Consider the following 21,247-nt stretch of genomic DNA (forward strand, 5'->3'; position numbering starts at 1 on the left):
CGCTGTCAGGCGGCCTGGCCGCACAGGGCCTGGCCAAACAATAAATGGGCACGCAGCGCGCTGATGTCGCGGCGCTGCTGGATCAGGTCGAAATACCAGGGGCCGTCCTGCACCTCGCCATACAGCACGGCGCCCACCAGGCGGCTGCCCTGCACCACCAGGCGCTTGTAGACGCCGCGGCGCGGGTCGCGCAGCACCAGGTCTTCGCTGCCCTCGCCGCCGAGGATGTCGCCGGCCGAATACAGGTCGATGCCCGTCACTTTCAGCTTGGTGGCGCTGGCCTGCTGCACGTAGCGCCGGTGGCCCGCGCCCGCCAGGTGGGCGCCGCACACGCGCGCCTGCTCCCAGATGGGCGCCACCAGGCCGAAGGTGGCGCGCCGGTGCTGCACGCATTCGCCCACGGCGTACACGCGCGGGTCATAGCTTTGCAGGCAGTCGTCGACGACGATGGCGCGCTCGCAGTGCAGGCCGGCCGCCTGCGCCAGGGCGATGTTGGGCCGCACGCCGGCCGTCATCACCACCAGGTCGGCGGGGATGACGCTGCCATCCGCAAAGCGCACGCCCTGCACCCGGTCCGTGCCCGTGATTTCCGCCGTGTGCGCCTGCATCAGGAAACGCAGGCCGCGCGCTTCCAGCGCCGTTTTCAGCAGCAGCGAGGCGGGGGCGTCCAGCTGCTGGTTCATCAGGCTGCCGCTCATGTGCACCACCGTCACATCCATGCCCTGGCGCTGCAGGCCGTTGGCCGCTTCCAGCCCCAGCAAGCCGCCGCCGATGACCACCGCGTGGCGGTGCCGGCGCGCCGCCTGCAGCATGGTGTCGACGTCGCTGATATCGCGAAAACCGATCACGCCGGGCAGCTGGTGGCCCGGCACGGGCACGATGAAGGGCGTGGAACCGGTGGCCAGCAGCAGGCGGTCATAGGCAACCGTGATGCCGGACAGCGACTGCACGGTGCGCGCCTGGCGGTCGATGCGCATGACGGGGTCGCCCGCGTGCAGGGTGATACCGTTGTGCGCATACCAGTCGCGCGTATGCAGCATGATGTCGTCCACCGTTTTTTCGCCGGCCAGCACGGGCGACAGCAGGATGCGGTTGTAATTGCCGTGCGGCTCGGCGCCGAACACGGTGATGTCGTACAGGTCCGGCGCGAGTTTCAAGAGTTCCTCGACCGTGCGCATGCCGGCCATGCCGTTGCCGACGACGACCAGCGAGGGACGCGCAGTGGCCCTGACTGGCGGATTCACAGGGCCACCCACACCATGTCCGCAAACACACGCGCCGGCCAGGCGGCGACCGAGTGTTCCGGCGCTTCGATGCACTCGCCGCTGGCCAGGTCGAAATGCTGCTTGTAGATGGGCGAGGCGACGACGACGCGCTCGCCGATACTGCCCACGAGGCCCCGCGACAGCACGGAAGCGCCCGCGTTCGGGTCGATATTGTCGATGGCGTACACGCGCGGCGCGGCATCGCCAACGCGGAACACGGCCACGTGGCGCCCACCGAGCAGCGCGCACACACCCGTGTCGGGCACGATGTCGGTCAAGGGGCAGATGGCCACCCAGTTGTCGGCGGTAGCGCCGGAAAGTTCATTCATCGCATTCATGGCTCAAGCCTCCACGGCAAGGATGGGGATCACGGTGCCGCGGCGTTCGTCAAGCGTGGCGGGCCGGATCTGGCCCCGCTCTTCGACAAACACCACGTTTTCATCGTTCTTTTCGCTGTTGACGAAATGGCGGAAGCGCTGGCGCACGGCGGGGTCCGTGACGGCCGCTTTCCATTCGCACGCATAGGTGTCGACCACGTGCTGCATGTCCGCCTCCAGTTCGTGGGCGATGCCCAGGCGGTCGGCCACGACGACGGACTTCAGGTAATCGAGGCCCCCTTCCAGGTTGTCGCGCCACACGCTGGTGCGCTGCAGGCGGTCGGCCGTGCGCACGTAAAACATCAGGAAGCGGTCGACGTAGCGCACCAGGGTGGCTTCATCGAGATCGGACGCCAGCAGTTCCGCATGGCGCGGTTTCATGCCGCCATTGCCGCACACGTACAGATTCCAGCCCTTTTCCGTGGCGATCAGGCCGATATCCTTGCCTTGCGCCTCGGCGCATTCGCGCGTGCAGCCGGAAACGCCGAACTTGATCTTGTGCGGCGTGCGCAAGCCCTTGTAGCGGTTTTCCAGCTGGATGGCAAAGCCCACGCTGTCGGCCACGCCGTAGCGGCACCAGGTGGAGCCGACGCACGATTTGACCGTGCGCAAGGATTTGCCGTAGGCGTGACCCGACTCGAAGCCGGCCGCGATCAGCTCTTCCCAGATGGCAGGCAACTGGTCGACGCGCGCGCCGAACAGGTCGACCCGCTGGCCGCCCGTGATTTTCGTGTAGAGACCGTATTTTTTCGCCACCATGCCCACGGCGATCAAGCCGTCGGCCGTCACTTCGCCGCCCGGCATGCGGGGTACGACGGAATACGTGCCATCCTTCTGGATATTGCCAAGGAAATAATCGTTACTATCCTGCAAGCTGGCGTGCACAGGAGAGAGCACGAAATCGTTCCAGCAAGAGGCGAGGATATTCGCCGCCACGGGCTTGCACACGTCGCACCCCAAACCCTGGCCATGCGCGCCCAGGAGCGCGCCGAAGCTGCGGATCTTGCCCACGCGCACCAAGTGGTGCAGCTCCTGGCGCGAGTACGCAAAGTGTTCGCACACGTGGTTGTTGACTGCCAGGCCCTGCTTTTGCATTTCCGCCTTCATGATCTGCGTCACGAGCGGCACGCAGCCGCCGCAAGCCGTCCCCGCTTTCGTGCAGCTTTTCAAAGCGCCGATGCTGGTGGCGCCCCCGGCGACGGCCGCGCACAGCGCGCCCTTTGACACGTCGTTGCACGAGCAGATTTGCGCCGATTCGGGCAAGGCGTCCACGCCCAGGCCCACCTTTTGCTGGCCGTCCGCCTGCGGCAGGATCAGGAATTCGGGCGATGCCGGCAGCTCTATCTTGTTGAGCATCATCTGCAGCAAGGTGCCGTATTCGCTGGCGTCGCCCACCATCACGCCGCCCAGCAGGTACTTGCCGCAATCGGAAACGACGATCTTCTTGTAGATCTGCTTGCGCTCGTCCATGAACTGGTAGGAGCGGCTGCCCGGCGCATTGCCGTGCGGGTCGCCCAGGCTGGCGACGTCCACGCCCATCAATTTGAGCTTGGTGCTCATGTCGGCGCCCTTGAACGATGCTTCGCCCGCTTCTCCTTCTTCCTCCTGCAGCACGTGGCGCGCCGCGATGCGCGCCATTTCATAGCCGGGCGCCACCAGGCCGAACACCAGCCCGCCCCACAGCGCACATTCGCCGATGGCGTAGATATCGGGGTCGGAGGTGACGCAGCTGTCGTCGATGGCGATGCCGCCCCGTGGCCCCACCTCCAGGCCGCAGGCGCGCGCCAGCTCGTCACGGGGGCGGATGCCGGCCGAGAAGACGATCATGTCCGCTTCCAGGTGGCTGCCGTCGGCGAACTGCATGCGGTGCGTGGCCGCTTCGCCGTCGACGATGGCCAGGGTATTCTTTTGCGTGTGCACGGTCACGCCCAGCTCCTCGATCTTGCGGCGCAGGACGCGCGCGCCGCCTTCATCGACCTGCACGGCCATCAGGCGCGGCGCGAATTCCACCACGTGGGTGTCCAGCTTCAGATCGCGCAAGGCCTTCGCGCATTCGAGGCCCAACAGCCCGCCGCCGATCACCACGCCCGTGCGGGACTTGCCGCCCCAGGCCAGCATGGCTTCCAGGTCTTCGATGGTGCGGTAGACGAAGCAGCCGTCGCGCTCCTTGCCCGGCAGCGGCGGCACGAACGGCGTCGAGCCGGTGGCGAACACGAGTTTGTCGTAGATCAAGACTTCGCCCGTGCTGGCCGTGACGGTTTTCGCCGCGCGGTCGATGGACACGGCACGCGCATTGAGCTTCAGCACGACGTTGCCCTTGTCGAAGAAGCCGGGCGCCACCAAGGAGAGGTCGTCGGCCGATTTGCCGCTGAAAAATTCCGACAGGTGCACCCTGTCGTAGGCGGGGCGCGGCTCTTCGCACAGTACGGTGACGTGCAGGTGCGGCGCGTTTTCCAGGGCCAGGCGTTCGAGGAATTTATGCCCGACCATGCCATGGCCAAGGACGACGATGTTCAAGGGGTGATTCATTGCTGTCTCCTCAGGCCGCGGCCATGTTCGGTTCGGCCGCTTCGCGGGTAAAGCGCACGGCGATGGCGCACAGGGCCGAGATCACCACCAGCGCGCTGAGGATGATCAAGGTCTGGCGGATATCGCCCGTGCCCTTCATCAGGAAACCGGCCGCCACGGCGCCCACGTTGCCGCCCGCGCCGATGATGCCGGCCACGCCGCCCAGCGCGCGGCTGTCGATAAAGGGCACCAGCGCATAGGTCGCGCCGCACGCCATGTGGGTGAACAGGCCGAACACCAGCATGGCGATGACGGCGTACGTGACGCTGTCGACCTTGGCAAACCACAGCAAGCCCACGCCTTCGCCGATCATCAGCATGAACAGCAGGGTCACGCGGCTGTTCAAATTGCCGCGCAGGGCCAATTTATCCGACATCCAGCCCCCCAAAGCCCGGGCAAACAGGGCCAGCAAGCCGAAGCTGCCGGCGGCCAGGCCGGCCGATTTCAAGGACAGGCCGAAATGGTCGACGTAGTACACGGCGGCGATGTTGTGGATGAAGATTTCGATGCCGAAGCAGGCGCCGTAGGTGACGAACAGCAGCCACACGCGATAATTGCTGCTGGCGGCCTTGAAGCTGGCCCAGCCACCGGCCGGAGCATGTCCGGCCTTTCCACCCTCGATAGCCACGCCAGCCTTGCGCAAGTCCGCGTAATTGCCTTCCGGGCAATCCTGCGTAAAGCGCCAGTAGAGGGCGGCCATCACCAGCATCAGCACGCCTGGCACCAGCAGCGCGATGCGCCAGCCCATCGATTCGGACACGCCCAGCATCAGCACGGCGCCCAGCAACAGCGGCATCAGCGCCTGCGCCGCGCCGCCGCCCGCATTGCCCCAGCCGGCGGCAGCCGCATTCGCCGTGCCGACCACGCGGGGCGCAAACATCACGGAGGTGTGATATTGCGTAATGACAAAGCTGGCGCCGACGGCGCCGATGCCCAGGCGGAAGAACAGGAAGCTTTCATAGCTTTGCGACGCGGCCACGCCCAGCACGGGTATGGCGCCCAGCAGCAGCAAGCCCGTGTAGGTCTTGCGCGGGCCGTAGCGGTCGCACAAGGGCCCCACGATCAGGCGCACGAGGATGGTGATGGCGACGGCCGCGATATTGATATTTGCCACTTGCGCCAAGGAAAGGCCGAACTCGCCCTTGATGACAGGCATCAGGGGTGCGCAGGCGAACCAGGCGAAGAAACACACGAAAAATGCCATCCACGTCAGGTGGAATGCGCGCATGGGCGGCGTGGCGAGGGAGAAGAGCGCGATGCGCGTTGCTTTTTGGCTGGCCATGATGGTTCCCGAAGTATCCCGTTGATAAAACAAAACGGCGCCCGCCCCGCCGATCAAAAAAATCAGCCTGGGCGGACGCCGTTGTCCATGTGGTCCGTCGTTGGACCGTTGTGCGTTTATTCAGGGGATCGCCGTTGATCCGTATCTCTTGTGTAGCAAGCGCCGTGCCAGCTTTTGCAGGGGTACGCGGCACCATTTGCACTGGCTTTGCGCCAGATCATGGCCAATCACGGTGCAAGCACGCCACTTGCTGGTGCATGCGGGAACCGGCACGTGGCAACTCTTGTCTAACTTACCATCTGAAGCAGTTGCGGGAGGCCACGATGTTCAAGACACTGCGCCGCTGGCGGCCGCCCTGGCCGCCCTGGCTCGCTTGCATGTGCGCCGGCGTGTTGCTCATAACGTGGAGCAACAGTGCCGCCGCGCAAGAGCCGAAGGAACACAGCGAACTCGACGCCACTGTCGTCGCACCCTTCCGCGCCGCGCTCGGTGCACGGACAACGCAGGCGCGCACCTTTCTGGTCCGCCTCGCCTATCCCGACGCGGGGCGCGCGCATGCGGTGCGCTGGACCTTGACACTGTCCGGCCCGGGGCCGCAAGGCGCCGTGCTGCGGCACTGGTCGGGCACGGAACAGGTGGGGGCCGGTGGCAAGAGCGTCACCCTGCCCTGGGATGGCCGCGCCGACGCCGATGCGCGCGCACGGCGCGTGCCGGTCCCGGACGGTTTATATGAACTGCGCCTGCTGGCCGTGGCCGATGCCGGCACGCCGCAGGAAGCGCAGGTGGAACAGCAATGGCACATCCAGGTGCAGCGGGGGGCCGGCGCGCCGCCCAGGGTACCCGCCTTCCAGGCGGGCTTGCAGCAACTGCCCAGCCTGGATGGTCAGCTTGCGTACCGCATCGTCTACGCCAACCTGCACAGCCAGACGCGCCACAGCGACGGCGGCGCGGCGCTCGATGCCTGTCATGGCGCGCAGGAACCGCAAACGGCGCCCTTCGGTCCCATCGATGCCTACAAATATGCGCAGCAACATGGACTCGACGCCCTGCTGACATCCGAGCACAACCATATGTATGACGGTTCCGATGGCACCAACGCCGCTGCCATCCCTGCCGAAGCGACAGCCCTGTACCAGACGGGGCTGGCCGAAGCGGCCGCGTATACGGCCGCCCATCCCGGCTTCCTGGCCCTGTACGGCATGGAATGGGGCGTCATCAACAAGGGCGGCCACTTGAACATCTTCAATAGCGACCAGCTGCTGGGCTGGGAAAGGAATGCCCTGGGCGAGCTGCTGGCCGACGTGGAAACGCCGAAAAGCGATTACGCTGGCCTGTACGCGCTGATGCGCGAACGGGGCTGGATCGGGCAGTTCAACCACCCTGCCTATGCGGGCCAGTTTCTCGTCGATGGCCAGCCGCTGGGCTACACGCCGGATGGCGACGCGGCCATGGTATTGTGCGAAGTCATGAACACGTCCGCTTTTTCCACCAACGACGAGGAAACGGAGACGCGGCGCAGCAATTACGAGGCGGCCTGCAACCGGGCCCTGGCGGCCGGCTACCACGTGGCCTTCAGCAGCAACCAGGACAACCACTGCGCCAACTGGGGCGCGGCTTACGGCAACCGCACGGCCGTGCTGGTGGCCAGCCCGGCCGCCGGCACGCCCGTGTCACGCGACGGCTTCCTCGAAGCGCTGCGCGCGCGCCGCGTGTTTGCCACCATGGACAAGCACGCGCAACTGCTGTTCACGGCCAACGGCAAGCTGATGGGCGAGCGCTTCGACAACCACGGCCCCTTGCATCTGGCCATCAGCTTCAGCAACAGCGCGGGGCGGCAAGCGGCCGTCGTCGCCATCTTCCACGGCGTGCCGGGAAGCAATGGCTCCGTCACACAGGTATCGGACCAGGCCGAGCTCACCCTTACGCCGGCGCCCGGCCCCCACTTCTATTACGCGCGGCTGACGCAGGACGACGGCAATATCGTCTGGTCGGCGCCCGTGTGGGTCAATCAGTTGCCGTGACGGCGACGGTGACAGCGGGGGCGGAATGCCGGGCCATCAGTTCGGCCACCCAGTCGATGAAGACGCGCAGTTTCTTGCTGACATGACGGTTCGGCGGGTAGGCGAGATAGAGCGGCATGGCGTCGACCGTCCATGCAGGGAACAGCGGCAGCAGCTCGCCCCTGGCCACGTGCGGCCGCGCCATATAATCGGGCAGCCACAGCACGCCCAGCCCCGCCACCCCAGCCGCCAGGTAGGCATTGCCATCGTCGATCGACAGCACGTACTGGCCATGGATCTTCACGCTCTTGCCCTCGCGGTGCATCACGTACGGAAAGCCGTTGCCGCTGCGTCCCCAGCGAAAGCGCACGATGCGGTGCGCGCTGCCCTGCAATTCAAGCGGATGCAAGGGCGTGCCCACCCGTTGCAGGTAGGCAGGCGCCGCATACACGCCCAGCGGCAAGTCGGCCAGCTTGCGCGCCATCAGCGACTGGTCGGTGATGTCACCGCCACGTATCACGCAATCGACATTGTCGCCGATCACGTCGACCATGCGGTCGCTGGCGCCCATGTCGAGCACAATATCGGGATACCGCGCATGAAACCCGGGCAGCGCCGGCACCAGCAGCAAGGCGGCGAGCGGACTGGGCACGTCCACGCGCAACTGGCCCCGCGGCAAGGCAGCGGCATGCGGCAAGCTCGTTTCGATTTCTTCCAGGGTGTCGAGCACCTGCACGATGCGCTCGTAGTAGACGGCGCCATCGGCCGTTACATTGACCTTGCGCGTGGTGCGGTTCAGCAACTTCAGGCGCAGCCGTGCCTCGAGCTGCTGCACCAGCTGCGTCACCGTGGTGCGGCTCATATGCAAGGTCGCGGCCGCCCGCGTAAAACTGCCCGTCTCGACCACCCGCACGAATGCCCGCATCGTATCCAACTTGTCCATCCACACCTCCGCCACCCGATTGTTTGGATTATACAAATAGTGCAGACAAAACTGGCCGCTTTATCAGCAGACTGGCAGCAGATAAAGTGTTCTCCAGGCAGCAACTTCGCTGCATCGACAAAGGAAAGCTGATGAAACGCGACGTCGTATTCCCTCCGGGCCGCCAAGCCCTGTATGAGCAGAACCGCTATTCGCCCGCCGTGCGCGCCAACGGCCTGCTGTTCGTGTCGGGACAGGTCGGCAGCCGCGAAGACGGTTCGCCCGAACCCGGGCTCGAAGCCCAGGTCCGGCGCGCCTTCGACAACCTGAATGCCATCTTGCATGCCGCCGGCTGCTCGTTCGACGACGTGCAGGACGTGACCATCTTTATCGTCGACCCGCAGGCCAACTTCCAGCGCATCTGGGATATCGTGCAAGCCGGTTACTGGGGCGAAGCTCCCCACCCCACCGTCACGGCCGTTGGCGTAACGTGGCTGTATGGTTTCCAGTTCGAGATCAAGGTGGTGGCCAGGCTGCCTGACCTCCACACTGCCCCCGGAAGCGTGCAGGAAAAATAGCGGCAGGTTTTCCCTCGCACGATTGCCCGCCGCAAGGTGCGCTGGCGCTGATCTATGGCAACATGGCAGCGCCGTTTTGACCGCAGGCGGCGCAACCGACGAATGGCAGGAAACGGAATGAAGCCAAAAGCGCTGATCATCGCCAATATTGAAGCGTTCTTGCTGGAACCGCTGACCGCAGCGGGCTTCAAGTTCTCGCCAGGCCAGCTGACCTTCAAGCGCGCGCGGAACGAATTCGTCCAGACCATCCATTTCCAGGCCAACCGCCATAATGAAGAGCATGTCTGCGTGGCATTCTGGAGCCACTATCAGGTTTCGTCCAGATCCTACGCCTCATGGCACAAGGCGCGCTACGGTCATGAACCTGCCAATCCCATCGTTGGCGCCGTGGCGGACTGGAATATTCCGCACTGGCAATGCGCGAGCGTGGACGGCGAAGCGCATCACCAGCTCGTCGATCCGGCCCGGAGTGCGACAGTCATGCACCGCCTGCGGCACAATCTGCACACATTGGCCCTGCCCTGGCTTGAGCGTCTGTCCAATTGGGAAAATGCCGCCCTGAGCCTGGTCGAAGCGCAAGACGCGCATGCCAGGGCCTGCGATTTTTATCTGATGGCGGGCCAGCAGGAAAAAGCCCTGTGGGCACTGAACGAGGGCCTTGCCTATTGGAAGAAAAATCCCGGCGCCTCTTTTCCCGAAGAAAAAGAAGCAATCGCTTTACGGATGGAGAAAGACTTCAATGCCTAAACACGCTACGCCATGACCGAGATTACTTGTCCCTACGACGGCGACTGCGGGCGCCGCTTCGACAGCAGCGCCATGGATGCCCCGGATGCTGCGTTTTTAAACACGGCCATCGGCAAGAAAATGACGTTCATGTTCCTGCACTGCCCCGCATGTGCAAGGATGTTCCAGTTCAATCCGGTCGCCTGGACAGCGCAGGCTTGCGAAGCCGCCGCACCCAAAGCTGCCAGGGTAGCGAAGAAAAGCGGCAAGCAGCTGGACAAATTGCTGGCCAGGGAACAAGTGACCGTGCCCCGGGCCTATCTCGCGCACCTCCGTAGCGCAAAGTCACTACCCGGCGTGGCGATTTTCAAGGACGAAGAGCCCTTCACCTTGTACAGCCTGGACGCGCTGTGCCAGGACGTCGATGTGGATGGAACCAGCTACCTGGCAGTCAGGCAACTGACCGGCTTTGCGCAGGCCCTGGCGCAAGCGGCGGGAATCGGGTCGAAGCAGGCAGCACCGTTCAGCCTTGCCGAACTGGCGGCGTGCCTGGCCATCGGCGAGGAAAATACGCGCATCCTGTTCATCGACAGCCGCGACAAAGAGGCATTGTGGATCTATCACTGCGACGGCGGCGATGTCGAACCGACGCGGCTCACCTTGACCTCGCTGATCGGGCCTGGCGTATGCTGAAAGGCGCGACACGCCGCAGATTCTGCGGCCGGCGTCCATTCCAGCAAACAATATTGGAAAAGCATGCTATTTTTTAAGTAGTCGCCCATAGACACTGGTTCCTCACAGCAATCCATGGCACCATGGCTGCGCCGTTTTGCCTGCAACGCGGCCTCCATCGGACCAACCAGGAACCCTACATGTCGTCATATCGCATTCTCGCCAGCAGCATGCTGCTCGGCCTGGCCGCAGCGGGCATTGCCCATGCACAAGCCCCCGCGCCCGCCGCCGCCAACACCGATCCCCACCTGTGGCTGGAAGACGTCCTCGGCGACAAGCCGCTGGCCTGGGTCAAGCAGCACAATGCCGTCACCACCAAGGAACTGGAAGCCCAGCCCGGATTTTCCGCCCTGCAGGCGCGCCTGAAAACCATCCTCAATTCCAAGGAACGCATTCCCTACGTCAGCAAGGAAGGCGAGTATTACTACAACTTCTGGCGCGACGCCCAGCACGTGCGCGGCATCTGGCGCCGCACCACGCTGGCGCAGTACCAGCAGGCCGAACCCGCGTGGGAAACCGTGATCGACCTCGACCAGCTGGCCGCCGGCGAGAGTGAAAACTGGGTCTGGGGCGGCGCTTCCTGCCTGTATCCAAAGGGCGAACGCTGCCTCATTTCCCTGTCGCGCGGCGGCGGCGACGCCAAGGTGGTGCGCGAATACGATGTGGCCAAGCGCGCCTTCGTCGACGGCGGCTTCACCCTGCCCGAAGCGAAGGGCAGCGCCAGCTGGATCGACCAGGACACCCTGTTCGTCTCCACGGATTTCGGCCCCGGCTCGATGACCAGCTCCGGCTACCCGCGCATCATCAAGCAGTGGCAGCGCGGCACGCCGCTGGCGCAGGCGCAAACGCTGTATGAAGCCAAAGCCGACGACCTGAGCGCGGGCGCCTACAAGGATTTCACGCCCGGCCACGAACACCAGTTCATCGAGCGGCAAATCGATTTCTACAGCGGCGAAATGTTCCTGCGCGACGGCGCCGACTTGAAGAAGGTGCCGAAACCGGACGATGCGACGGCCTTCACGGTGCGCGACCAGCTGGTCATCACCCTGCGCTCGGACTGGAAAGTCAACGGCAAGACCTATGTGCAAGGCTCATTGCTGGCGACCGACTTCAAATCCTTCATGCAGGGCAAGCAGGTGCTGGAAGTGCTGTACGCGCCCACGGCCACGTCGTCGCTGGACAATGTCACGGCGACGAAATCGGCCATCCTCGTCACCACCCTGGACAAGGTCAAGAACCGCCTGACGGAACTGCGCCACGTGAACGGCAAGTGGCAGCGCCGCGCCGTCGATGCGCCGAAGCTGGGCACCCTGGCCGTCAGCGCGCTCGATCCCGTCGACTCGGACCAGTACTTCCTGACGGTGACCGACTTCCTCAACCCCACCACCCTGTACCTGGCCACGGCGCAGAGCGACAAGCGGAGCAAGATCAAGTCGCTGCCCGCCTACTACGACGCGGCGCCGTACAAGGTGGAGCAGTTCGAATCGACGTCGAAGGATGGCACGAAGGTGCCGTATTTCGCCATCATGGGCAAGAAGACGAAGTTCGACGGCAGCAACCCCACCGTGCTGTATGGCTACGGCGGCTTCGAAGTGTCGCTGAAACCGAGCTACAGCGGCACCACGGGCGTCGCGTGGCTGGAAAAAGGCGGCGTGTATGTGCTGGCCAATATCCGCGGCGGCGGCGAATTCGGCCCCCGCTGGCACCAGGCGGCGCTGAAGGAAAACCGCCAGCGCGCGTATGACGATTTCATCTCGGTGGCGCAGGATTTGATCCAGCGCAAGGTCACCAGTCCGCGCCACCTGGGCATCATGGGCGGCAGCAATGGCGGCCTGCTGACGGGCGCCGTGCTGGTGCAGCGTCCCGACCTGTTCAACGCCGTCGTCAGCCAGGTGCCGCTGCTCGACATGCGCCGCTATAACAAGATGCTGGCGGGCGCCTCGTGGATGGGAGAGTACGGCGACCCGGACGTGCAGGAACAATGGGCGTACATCAGCAAGTACTCGCCGTACCAGAACGTCTTCAAGGACAAGAAATATCCGCGCGTGCTGTTTACCACCTCGACGCGCGACGACCGGGTCCACCCTGGCCATGCGCGCAAGATGGTGGCGAAGATGGAAGAGCAAGGCCACGACGTGCTGTACTGGGAAAACACGGAAGGCGGCCATGCGGGTGCCGCCAATAACGACCAGCAGGCGCTGATGTGGGCGCTGACCTACACCTTCCTGCTGGAGCAGCTGAAGTAAGGAAGTCGATAAACCCGGCCTGACGGCCCCCGCAAGACAAAACGCCTGCACCGGATTCCGGCGCAGGCGTTCTGCTTTTGGCGCTTACTTCGCCTGCGCGCTGGGGCGTTCGGCGATGCGGTCGCGGTAGGCCTGCAGGTGCTGCAAACCTTCCGCGCCGGGACGGTATTTCATCAGGCCGCGCGCAAACTCCAGCGCGCAGAAGGCCGTGATGTCGGCAATGGTGAAGCGCTCGCCGGCGACGTACGGCTGCTGCGCCAGCACCTGGTCCAGCCATTGCGCCGTCTCGCGCAGCTTGCCCGCCTGCGCCGTGGCGAAATCGGGAAACTGCGGGTTTTCCAGCGCCACCAGGGCCGGATGGCCGTGGCGCACCCAGTTGGCGGCGGCGCTGAACAAATGCAGTTCCACGCGGCGGTCGGCCATTTCGATGAACGCGCGCTCCTCGAAACCTTCGCCCATCAGGTTCGGCTGCGGCTGCAAGCCTTCCAGGTAAGTGCAAATGGCGCGCGTCTCGGTCAGCACGCGTCCGTCCGCCAATTCCAGCACGGGCACGCGGCCCAGCGGGTTTTTCGCCAGGAAGGCGGGGTCGCGGTGCTGGCCCGCCATCAGGTCGAGCGCCACTTCCTCGATGCCGGTGATGCCTTTTTCGGCGATGAACATGGTGACACGGCGTGGATTCGGCGTGCGGGGGCTGATATACAGTTTCATGTGCAAGTCTCGTCTCGTTAGGGTGGTTGACAATCAGGTGCGGCACCGGCCTGTGGCAAGGCGGTCAGGCGCCCATCATACCAGCGCACCGTGATGGTGCGGCGCTCCTGGCGCGTTGACTTTGCCCCCGTTTCCACTTAGATTGCTGTACGGGAACGCTGGCTTCCAGTTCCAGCGATGTCCCCCAACCGCCATCAACGCTCGCAGCCTACCCGGCCGGCGGGCGTTTTACCCATGAACGAAGGGCATACCATGCATCGCACACCGACTCCGCGTTTCCGCCGCAGCCAACTGGCCGCCGCCGTCCTGGCCCTGGCCGCCGTCACGGCCTTTACCCCGGGCCACGCCGCACCCGCCGCCAAATACGCCTCGGCCAGCCACTCCCCTGGCACCACCACGCAGCTGCCGCGCGGCGTCACGCCCCTGCACTACACCCTGTCGATCACGCCGGACGCCGCCTCCTCCACCTTCAAGGGCGCAGCCGCCATCAAGGTGGCCGTCGACACGCCGACGGCCAGCATCACTTTCAATGCCCTGAACCTGGCGTTTGCCGCCGCCGCCATCGAAGGCGCGGGCGACAGCAAGCAGGTGACGCGCAAGATCGATATCGACGCGGACAAGCAGACGGCCACCGTGCATTTCGCCGAGCCGCTGGCCAAGGGTGAGTACCTGTTGCGCATCGACTACACCGGCAAGATCGGCACGCAGGCCACGGGACTGTTCTCGCTCGACTACGACACGCCGCAAGGACGCCAGCGCGCGCTGTACACGCAGTTCGAGAATTCGGACGCGCGCAGCATGCTGCCGTCGTGGGATGAACCGGACTACAAGGCCACCTTCGCGCTGGACGTGGTCGTCCCGAGCAGCCAGATGGCCGTCGGCAACATGCCGATCGCCAGCAGCGAAGAACTGGGCAATGGCATGAAACACGTGTATTTCGCCACCACGCCGCGCATGTCGACGTATTTGCTGTTCTTCGGCCTGGGCGACTTCGAGCGGGCGACAAAGATGGCCGACGGCACGGAACTGGGCGTCATCACGAAGAAGGGCGCGCTGGCGCAAAGCCGCTTCGCGCTCGACGAGTCGGCCGCCCTGCTGCGCGAATACAACGATTATTTCGGCGTGCGCTACCCGCTGCCCAAGCTCGACAACATCGCCGCGCCGGGCCGCAGCCAGTTCTTCGGCGCCATGGAAAACTGGGGCGCCGTGTTCACCTTCGAATACGGCTTGCTGCTCGACCCGGCCATCTCGACCCAGTCGGACAAGGAAAACATCTACACCACCTTGTCGCATGAAATGGCGCACCAGTGGTTCGGCGACCTGGTCACCATGCGCTGGTGGGACGACCTGTGGCTCAACGAAGGCTTTGCCTCGTGGATGGAAAGCCGCACCACGGAGCGTTTGCACCCGGAATGGAACACGACCCTGTCCAAGGTGGGCGGGCGCGAATCGGCCATGAGCCAGGATGCGCTGCGCACCACGCATCCGGTGGTGCAGCGCATCGCCACCGTGGAACAGGCCAGCCAGGCCTTCGACGGCATCACCTACCAGAAGGGCAAGGCCGTGATCAGCATGCTCGAAGCGTACGTGGGCGCCGACACGTGGCGCACGGCCGTGCGCAGCTACATGCGCAAGCATGCGTATGGCAATACGGTATCCGACGACCTGTGGCGCGAAGTCGACGCGGCCGCGGGCAAGCCTGTCAGCGCCATCGCCCATGATTTCACCCTGCAGCCGGGCGTGCCCATGATCACCGTGGGCGACGCCGTGTGCAGGAAGGGCAATACGCGCGTGACCCTGACGCAGACGGAATTTTCCAAGGACCAGCCGGACAAGAAACCGCTGTCGTGGAAAGTGCCCGTCATCGCGTCGACGGTCGGCAACGGCAAGCTGGCCCGCGTGCTGGTCAAGAATGGCAAGGCCACCCTGAACGTGCCCGGTTGCGGCGCCCTGCTGGTGAACGCGGGCCAGAGCGGCTACTACCGCACCCTGTATGCGCCGGCCGGCACGCACGCGCTGGCGGGCAGCTTCGCGCGCCTGGCGCCGATCGACCAGCTGGGCTTGCTGGCGGACAGCCAGTCGCTGGGCATGGCGGGCTTGCAAGACCCGGCCGCTTTCCTGGAACTGGTGAAGGCCACGCCGCTGTCGGCCGACCCGCAAGTGCTGGGCCGCGTGGCCGGCGCGCTGAACGGCCTGTATGAACAGTATGCGGGCGACACGGCGCGCCAGCAGGCTTTCGGCCGCTTTGCCATGGCGCGCCTGGCGCCGATGATGGCGCAGACGGGCTGGGAAGCGCGCGCGGGAGAAGCATCGAGCGTGGCGACCCTGCGCGGCCGCCTGATTGCCATCCTCGGCGACATGGGCGAGCCCGGCGTGATCGCGGAAGCGCGCCGCCGCTACGCGGCCAGCGAACAGGATCCGTCCGCCATGCCCGCGCCGCTGCGCCGCACCATCCTGGGTGTCGTGGCCCAGCATGCGGACGCCGCCACCTGGGAACAGCTGCACGCCAGGGCGCAGCAGGAAAAGACGCCGCTGGTCAAGAACCAGCTGTACGACTTGCTGGCCTCGACCGACGACGCGGCCCTGGCGCAGCGCGCGCTGGCGCTGGCGCTGACGGATGAACCTGGCGTGACCAACAGCCCGGCCATGATTTCGCGCGTGTCGCGCAGGCATCCGGAACTGGCGTTCGACTTCGCGCTGGCCCACCTGGAGCAAGTCAATGCGCGCATCGACGCCAGTTCGCGCAGCCGCTACTTCCCCCGCCTGGCCGCCGGCTCGGCGCAGCCGGAAATGATCGCCAAGCTGGAAGCGTATGCGCAGGCCAACCTGCCGGCCAGCGCGCGCGGCGACGCCGACAGTTCCGTGGCCGGCATCAAGTACCGCATCAAGGTGCGTACCGAGCGCCTGCCGGCCGTCGATGCATGGCTGGCCAAGCAAACGGGCTAAGCGCCCGCGCCCGGCGCCGCAGTATGGCGGCGCCGGGCGTTTTCCGGCCCTGCACGAAAATCCGGGCAAAAAAAACCGGCTTCGCAAGTCGCGGCAGCCGGTTGAAACGCTGTTTCAGAGCGCAGGGATAAAACGGAAAACACATGAAAAAGTGGAAATCGTGCCGGTCATTGAGGTGTCCGGCAACCTTGCGCCCGGGGTTTCCGTGCGCCATGTATCCACTATGCCAGCCCTTCACTAAGTCAGGCTTAGGACTTCATTAAAGCCCCTTCATTTTCCCGCTTTCACCCTGCATGCCTTGCCATCGCAGCAATTTCACGCTGCGCCGGCCTGTCTGGTGCCGATGGTTGAGCTCACCGGCTAAGCTGTTGAGTCATGCCTGCATCCTATCGCTCCCGGAACGTAGTGATTTGCGCACCGCATGCTGTGTGCCAACAAAAGCATCATAACAGCGGCATATGACCGCCTTATGACGTAGCGCTAAGGTGCGCCGCCCTCCTTTGCGGAACTCTTGATGCCCGTCAACTCGATCTCCACGCGGCGGTTCGGCTGCAGACAGGCGATCAGGGCCGCGCCCGGCGCCACCTTCTCGCAAGCGGCGACGGGTTCCGCCTTGCCCTTGCCATACGCGCTGATGACATTGGCGATGCCCTGTTCGCGCAGCAACTGTTTCACCGTCAAGGCGCGCCGCTCGGACAAGGCCTGGTTATAGCTGTCCGAGCCCAGGCGGTCAGTATGCCCCGTCACGGACAGCGTATCGATCTGCACATAACCCTGCTTCAGGCGCGCCGCCAGGTCGCGGATTTTCTCGATGCCCTGCGGCAGCACGTCCGCCGCGCCCGCCTTGTCGAAGCGGAACAGGGCGTCCATGTCCAGGGTGATGCGTTCATGCTCGATGCGCGGCGGCAAGATGTCCGGCGGCGTTACCCGCTTCGGCTGGTCGGCAGGACAGGATGCCGCGGCGGACTGGGCGGCCGCCTGCGCATCCTCGGCCAGTTGCACGTACGGGTTCGCGTGGCGCCAGCCCTGCTGCTTGTATTCATTGCCCGCATGCGCCAGCTCCACTTCGCCGCACGCCACCTTTTGCGCCGCGCAGGCAAAGCCCGGCGAGGCGCGCAACTTGCCGAAGCCGGCCCACAGGTCGTCGCGCAAGCGCGTGGCGTCGTTCACCAGCGGCGTCGCATCGCCGGGATTGGGCGTGCTGCCGTCTTCCAGCGCGGCAACAATCTTCGCCGATTCCTGCAGCGCCTGCAGGGGAAAGTCCGAGCGGTCGTTGCGCGTGTATTCGTGGAATGATACGTCGAGCCAGCATTGCGCCTTGGACAGGTAATAGTCGCCCACGCGCACGCCGCCGTCGTTGAGCTTCTTGATGCGCTCCTGCAGCAGCCGGTACGCCTGCTGGTCGGCAGAAACGGCCTGGTCGCTGATGCGCAGCTGGGGCATGGCCAGCGGCGCCGCCGGCAGGGTCGGCGTGGCCGCCTGGGCCAGGCCCATGGCCAACAGGCCGGCCAGCGGCAGCAGTTTCATCGTCGTGGTCATCATCGGTGTCATCGTCGGTATCAGTGAGGGAGTCATGGTAGCTTTCATGGCCGGGCCAGGGTACGGTTGATGGTGGCGTCTTTGCCTTTGAACAAGTTTTCATCGAACTTGAAGCGCAGGCGCAAATAGGGGCCGCGGGCCGTGTAGTCGGCGCCCGTCAGTTCGCGGTCGGAAAAGCCCGACCAGTTGTGGCCGGCCGACAGCCACAGGTTTTGCGCCAGCAGATAGCCCACTTCGACGCCGTTGGCCCACTGGCGGCTGCCCCCTTGCGGGCTGCCCATCACGGCCGCCAGCACGCCGATGTCCCAGTTCTTGCTGATGTCGTACACGGTGCGCCCGGAAAACAGCCACGCCGTGTATTTCTCTTGCCCGGCGGGCAGGTTCCTGTCGTTATTGTGCTTGGCGGCAACCCTGCCCGTGAACCACCACGGACGGCTGGGGTGGTAATCGAGGTGCGTGGAAACGATATGCGCACGGTAATTGTCGCCATCGATCTGCGACTGGTCGCGCACCGTCTTGTACTCATAGCGGGCCAGGCCGTTGAAACGGTTGTCGTCCACGGGACGCCACGCAAAGCCCAGTTGCGCCCTATCCTGCAGCACGTTGCCCACGGGCGCGCCGCTGGCGTCGTCGTTGTTGCGCGTGTACAGCAGGTAGTTGCGTGCAAGCAAAGTCCAGTCGCGGCTCAGCTTGCGCGCCCAGGCGATGGTATTGAGCCATTGATCCTGGCGCTGGTTGCCCGGCGCGATCTCGCTGTCGAACAGGCGCCGGTACTCGAGCTTGACGGAACCGCGCCACAGGGGATTGACGGCATAGTCGAAGCCTGCCGCCACAGCCACGGCTTGCTGTTGCTGGCCGTTCATGACTTTCAGGTATTCCACATTCGTGTTCGCCGCCAGCCCTTCGCCCAGGTTCCACGTGTTGCGCAAGCCGGACGCCAGCTGCAAGTCGCGCTGGTTGCTGAGGCTGTAATCCATGGCGTCGCGCATGCGGTACTCGCCGAACACGGTGCCGCCCGGCATGTAGCCCGTATCGGCGCCGGCGACAAAGCTGGTGCTGCGGTCGGCCGGATTGAGCGAATACGCGGACGCCAGCCCCGTCTGGTTTTCATAGCGCGCATACAGCCGGCTGCGTTCGGCCAGCTGGTATTGCGCGCCCAGGCCGTAGCGGTGCTGGTCCGCGTCGGCTATGCTTTTTTCCACGTCGCCATTCAGGGTCCAGCGGTCCGTGGCCTTGTATTGCGCGCCCAGGCGCACGGTGGTGGCGTCCAGCGGCACCGTCGCGCCCGCGCCCACGCCGGGATTGATCGGCGCAAACGTGGTGATGCTGCCGCCCGTGACGGGGTCGATGGCCGTGTTCGCCGTGCCGTTGCCGAAGAAGCCGCCCGTGGGATTCAAGCCCGTGCCCAGCGGCGACGTGTTCGGCGCGATGCCGGCCGTCGACGGCATGCCGCCGCTCTCCTTCATGTGCTGCACGGACACGTCGAGCAGCCAGCGCTCGCTGGCATTCCACGCCACGCCCAGGCGCTGCGCATCGCGGCGCGCATCCGTGCTGCGCTCGTCGCTACGGATGGCCTCGCCATACACGGTAACGGAGGGACTGAGCTTGTAGCCCGCTTTCAGCCCCGCCTCGCCCCGCCCGCCCGTGATGCCGGCCGCCGTGTTATTGAAATCCTGGTCGGAACGGCTCCAGAAGGCTTTCGCTTCCAGCTTCTCATCCTTGTGCTGCAACTCGATCCGCGCCGCATTGCCGCTGACTTCATCGCGCAACTCGCCCGCCTGGCCCGACGGCGTCGTGTAGATGCTGCCGCCCGCGCTGTAGCCGGTGGACGTGGTGCGCGCCACTTCGACCACCAGCAGGCTGTGCTCGCCCAGGCGCACACCCGCATTGACACTATGCAATTTGTACGGCGACAAGGGATTCCTGTCTTCCACGGCCGAGCCGCCGAGCGACACCATCTTGCCCAGCTGCACTTGCCCATCCACGCCCACGGTCCAGAATTTCTCGCCGCCCTGGTCCACCTCATAGCTGATGCGTATCGATTGCGGGTCGCCATTCGGCGTCAGCGCGGGGATCGCCTGCTTGAACAGGATGCGCCCGCTGAACGGCTCGAAGCTGTAATCCTCGAAGCGGCGCAGCTGCGTCACTTGCACGATATTGCCGTTCTGATTCTTGTCGCGCACGACGATCTCGATCTTTTCCGAGTTTTCGATGGCGTTGTTGTTGCGCACGGCGAACGGCCCCGACGTGCCGTTCGCCCGGTATTCCTCGACCACCTGCTTCAGGCTATCGTTGATGGCGAAGGCATTCGCGACGATGCCATCCTGTTCATAGTGGCCGCGGCCGCCCGTGGCCGTGCGGTTATACTGGCCCAGTTTTCTCTGCTGCAAGCTGGCCACGGCGCCGCCGCCCGTCATCTGGCTGAAGCCGTCTCCCGTGGCAAAGTCGCCGTACAGCACATAGCTTTTTTGCCGGTCGATGCGCACATATAAACGGTCGCTGGAGCGGGCGTCGAAATTGCGCACGGAACTGTCGCCGTACACGGGATAAAACTCTTCCGGATTGACATCGCGCAAGAGGCGCGCGCGCGTATCCTTGTCCGAATCGTAGGCGGCCGTCAGCAGGGCGTCGCCACGGATGGTACCTTTCAAAAACATCGCCGCGCGGCCGGCCACATTGGCCTTGCCATTATTAAAAGCGCGGCTCCAGCGCTGGATGTCGCGCTCGAAACCGTCATTGAAGCGCGACGGCGCAATGTCGCTGCTCGACAGGCTGCGCTTGCTGATGATGCCGTCGATCAAGCCCACGGCCAGCATGTCGCGCAATTCCGGCAAGAAACTGATCGTGCCCTGTGCCGCCACGGCACCGGCCGATACGCGCAGCAGCACGTCCTGCGGCGTGGCCGGAGCCAGCAGGCTGAACGTCGCCACGCCGTTTTCCACCGCCAGCTGCGTGCCGGGCGTGACCTTGTCGGCGTCGCGCCGCTCCGGGCCCAGTTCATCGGTGCGGGCGCCGGGCAGCAGGATGCGCCCGCCGCTGGCTTCGATGGTCAGCAAGGCCTTGCCCGCCAGGGGCTGGCCCTGCTCGTCAAACAGGCTCACCGTCACCTTGACGGGACTCTGGCCATCGGCCGGCACGCCGTTCCCGTCCGTCTCGACGGCGATGCGCGCCACGCCCCGGTTGATGGCGTAATCGGTGGCGCCCACCTTGCCGGCAAGGAAGGATGGCGCCGCCACGGCGGAGCTTGCCGCATGGTCCGGCAAGGGCAATTGCGCCAGGCTGGCCGCCGGCAAGGCCAGCAGGGCCAGCGCGGCGGCCATGCGCCGGGGCGCGGGGAGAGTTCTCTTCATGGCTTGTT

14 protein-coding genes are annotated in these 21,247 nt (G+C 65.0%); 6 read left to right on the forward strand and 8 right to left on the reverse strand.

Going from position 1 to position 21,247, the window contains the following annotated elements; translation table 11 throughout:
* Positions 1-5 precede the first annotated feature (5 nt).
* From O3299_RS10990 to O3299_RS11005, 4 genes are read right to left on the reverse strand one after another with little or no spacing between them, the layout of a single operon-like run.
* The gene (locus O3299_RS10990; protein WP_305062316.1) at positions 6-1,244 is read right to left on the reverse strand and encodes an NAD(P)/FAD-dependent oxidoreductase; all 1,239 of its coding nucleotides are present in this window, start codon (positions 1,242-1,244) and stop codon (positions 6-8) included.
* A complete protein-coding gene (gene nirD / locus O3299_RS10995; protein WP_046684027.1) occupies positions 1,241-1,594 on the reverse strand; it encodes a nitrite reductase small subunit NirD in 354 nt (117 codons plus the stop codon). The genes O3299_RS10990 and nirD overlap by 4 nt, the downstream gene beginning before the upstream one ends.
* Positions 1,595-1,606: 12 nt before the next feature.
* Positions 1,607-4,171 (reverse strand): nitrite reductase large subunit NirB, encoded by a 2,565-nt coding sequence (nirB, locus tag O3299_RS11000; RefSeq protein WP_305062317.1) that lies wholly within the window; start codon positions 4,169-4,171, stop codon positions 1,607-1,609.
* A 10-nt stretch (positions 4,172-4,181) separates the two neighbouring features.
* Entirely contained in the window at positions 4,182-5,492 is a 1,311-nt protein-coding gene (locus O3299_RS11005) for an MFS transporter (RefSeq protein ID WP_305062318.1), read from the reverse strand.
* 323 nt (positions 5,493-5,815) lie between these two features.
* Between O3299_RS11005 and O3299_RS11010 the strand changes: the two genes are divergently transcribed.
* Positions 5,816-7,513 (forward strand): CehA/McbA family metallohydrolase, encoded by a 1,698-nt coding sequence (locus tag O3299_RS11010; RefSeq protein WP_305062319.1) that lies wholly within the window; start codon positions 5,816-5,818, stop codon positions 7,511-7,513.
* Here O3299_RS11010 and O3299_RS11015 read toward each other — a convergent pair.
* Positions 7,497-8,435 (reverse strand): LysR family transcriptional regulator, encoded by a 939-nt coding sequence (locus tag O3299_RS11015; RefSeq protein ID WP_305062320.1) that lies wholly within the window; start codon positions 8,433-8,435, stop codon positions 7,497-7,499. The two genes, O3299_RS11010 and O3299_RS11015, sit on opposite strands and share 17 nt — an antisense overlap.
* A gap of 128 nt (positions 8,436-8,563) precedes the next feature.
* On the opposite strand from O3299_RS11015, the gene O3299_RS11020 reads away from it, so the two are divergent.
* The 4 genes from O3299_RS11020 (at position 8,564) to O3299_RS11035 (ending at position 12,696) form a co-directional block, all read left to right on the forward strand.
* Entirely contained in the window at positions 8,564-8,992 is a 429-nt protein-coding gene (locus O3299_RS11020; protein ID WP_305062965.1) for a RidA family protein, read from the forward strand.
* Between the two features lie 117 nt (positions 8,993-9,109).
* A complete protein-coding gene (locus O3299_RS11025) occupies positions 9,110-9,739 on the forward strand; it encodes a DUF4304 domain-containing protein (protein ID WP_305062321.1) in 630 nt (209 codons plus the stop codon).
* Between the two features lie 12 nt (positions 9,740-9,751).
* Positions 9,752-10,411 carry a hypothetical protein gene (locus O3299_RS11030; RefSeq protein WP_305062322.1) on the forward strand — a complete coding sequence of 220 codons (660 nt, stop codon included), beginning with the start codon at positions 9,752-9,754 and terminating at the stop codon, positions 10,409-10,411.
* A gap of 179 nt (positions 10,412-10,590) precedes the next feature.
* Positions 10,591-12,696, forward strand: a complete 2,106-nt coding sequence (locus tag O3299_RS11035) for a prolyl oligopeptidase family protein (RefSeq protein WP_305062323.1) — start codon at positions 10,591-10,593, stop codon at positions 12,694-12,696.
* 84 nt (positions 12,697-12,780) lie between these two features.
* Here the strand turns inward: O3299_RS11035 and O3299_RS11040 are convergent, their stop codons facing one another.
* Positions 12,781-13,404, reverse strand: a complete 624-nt coding sequence (locus O3299_RS11040; protein ID WP_305062324.1) for a glutathione S-transferase family protein — start codon at positions 13,402-13,404, stop codon at positions 12,781-12,783.
* 252 nt (positions 13,405-13,656) lie between these two features.
* Between O3299_RS11040 and O3299_RS11045 the strand changes: the two genes are divergently transcribed.
* The gene (locus O3299_RS11045; protein WP_305062325.1) at positions 13,657-16,350 is read left to right on the forward strand and encodes a M1 family metallopeptidase; all 2,694 of its coding nucleotides are present in this window, start codon (positions 13,657-13,659) and stop codon (positions 16,348-16,350) included.
* A 480-nt stretch (positions 16,351-16,830) separates the two neighbouring features.
* On the opposite strand, the gene O3299_RS11050 is transcribed toward O3299_RS11045, so the two are convergent.
* Together O3299_RS11050 and O3299_RS11055 are read right to left on the reverse strand one after the other, a co-directional pair.
* A complete protein-coding gene (locus tag O3299_RS11050) occupies positions 16,831-17,925 on the reverse strand; it encodes an OmpA family protein (RefSeq protein WP_305062326.1) in 1,095 nt (364 codons plus the stop codon).
* 8 nt (positions 17,926-17,933) lie between these two features.
* Entirely contained in the window at positions 17,934-21,239 is a 3,306-nt protein-coding gene (locus O3299_RS11055) for a hypothetical protein (protein ID WP_305062327.1), read from the reverse strand.
* Positions 21,240-21,247: the final 8 nt, after the last annotated feature.

It is taken from the genome of Janthinobacterium sp. SUN176 (assembly GCF_030587335.1).
In the GTDB taxonomy this organism is placed as follows: domain Bacteria; phylum Pseudomonadota; class Gammaproteobacteria; order Burkholderiales; family Burkholderiaceae_D; genus Janthinobacterium; species Janthinobacterium kumbetense.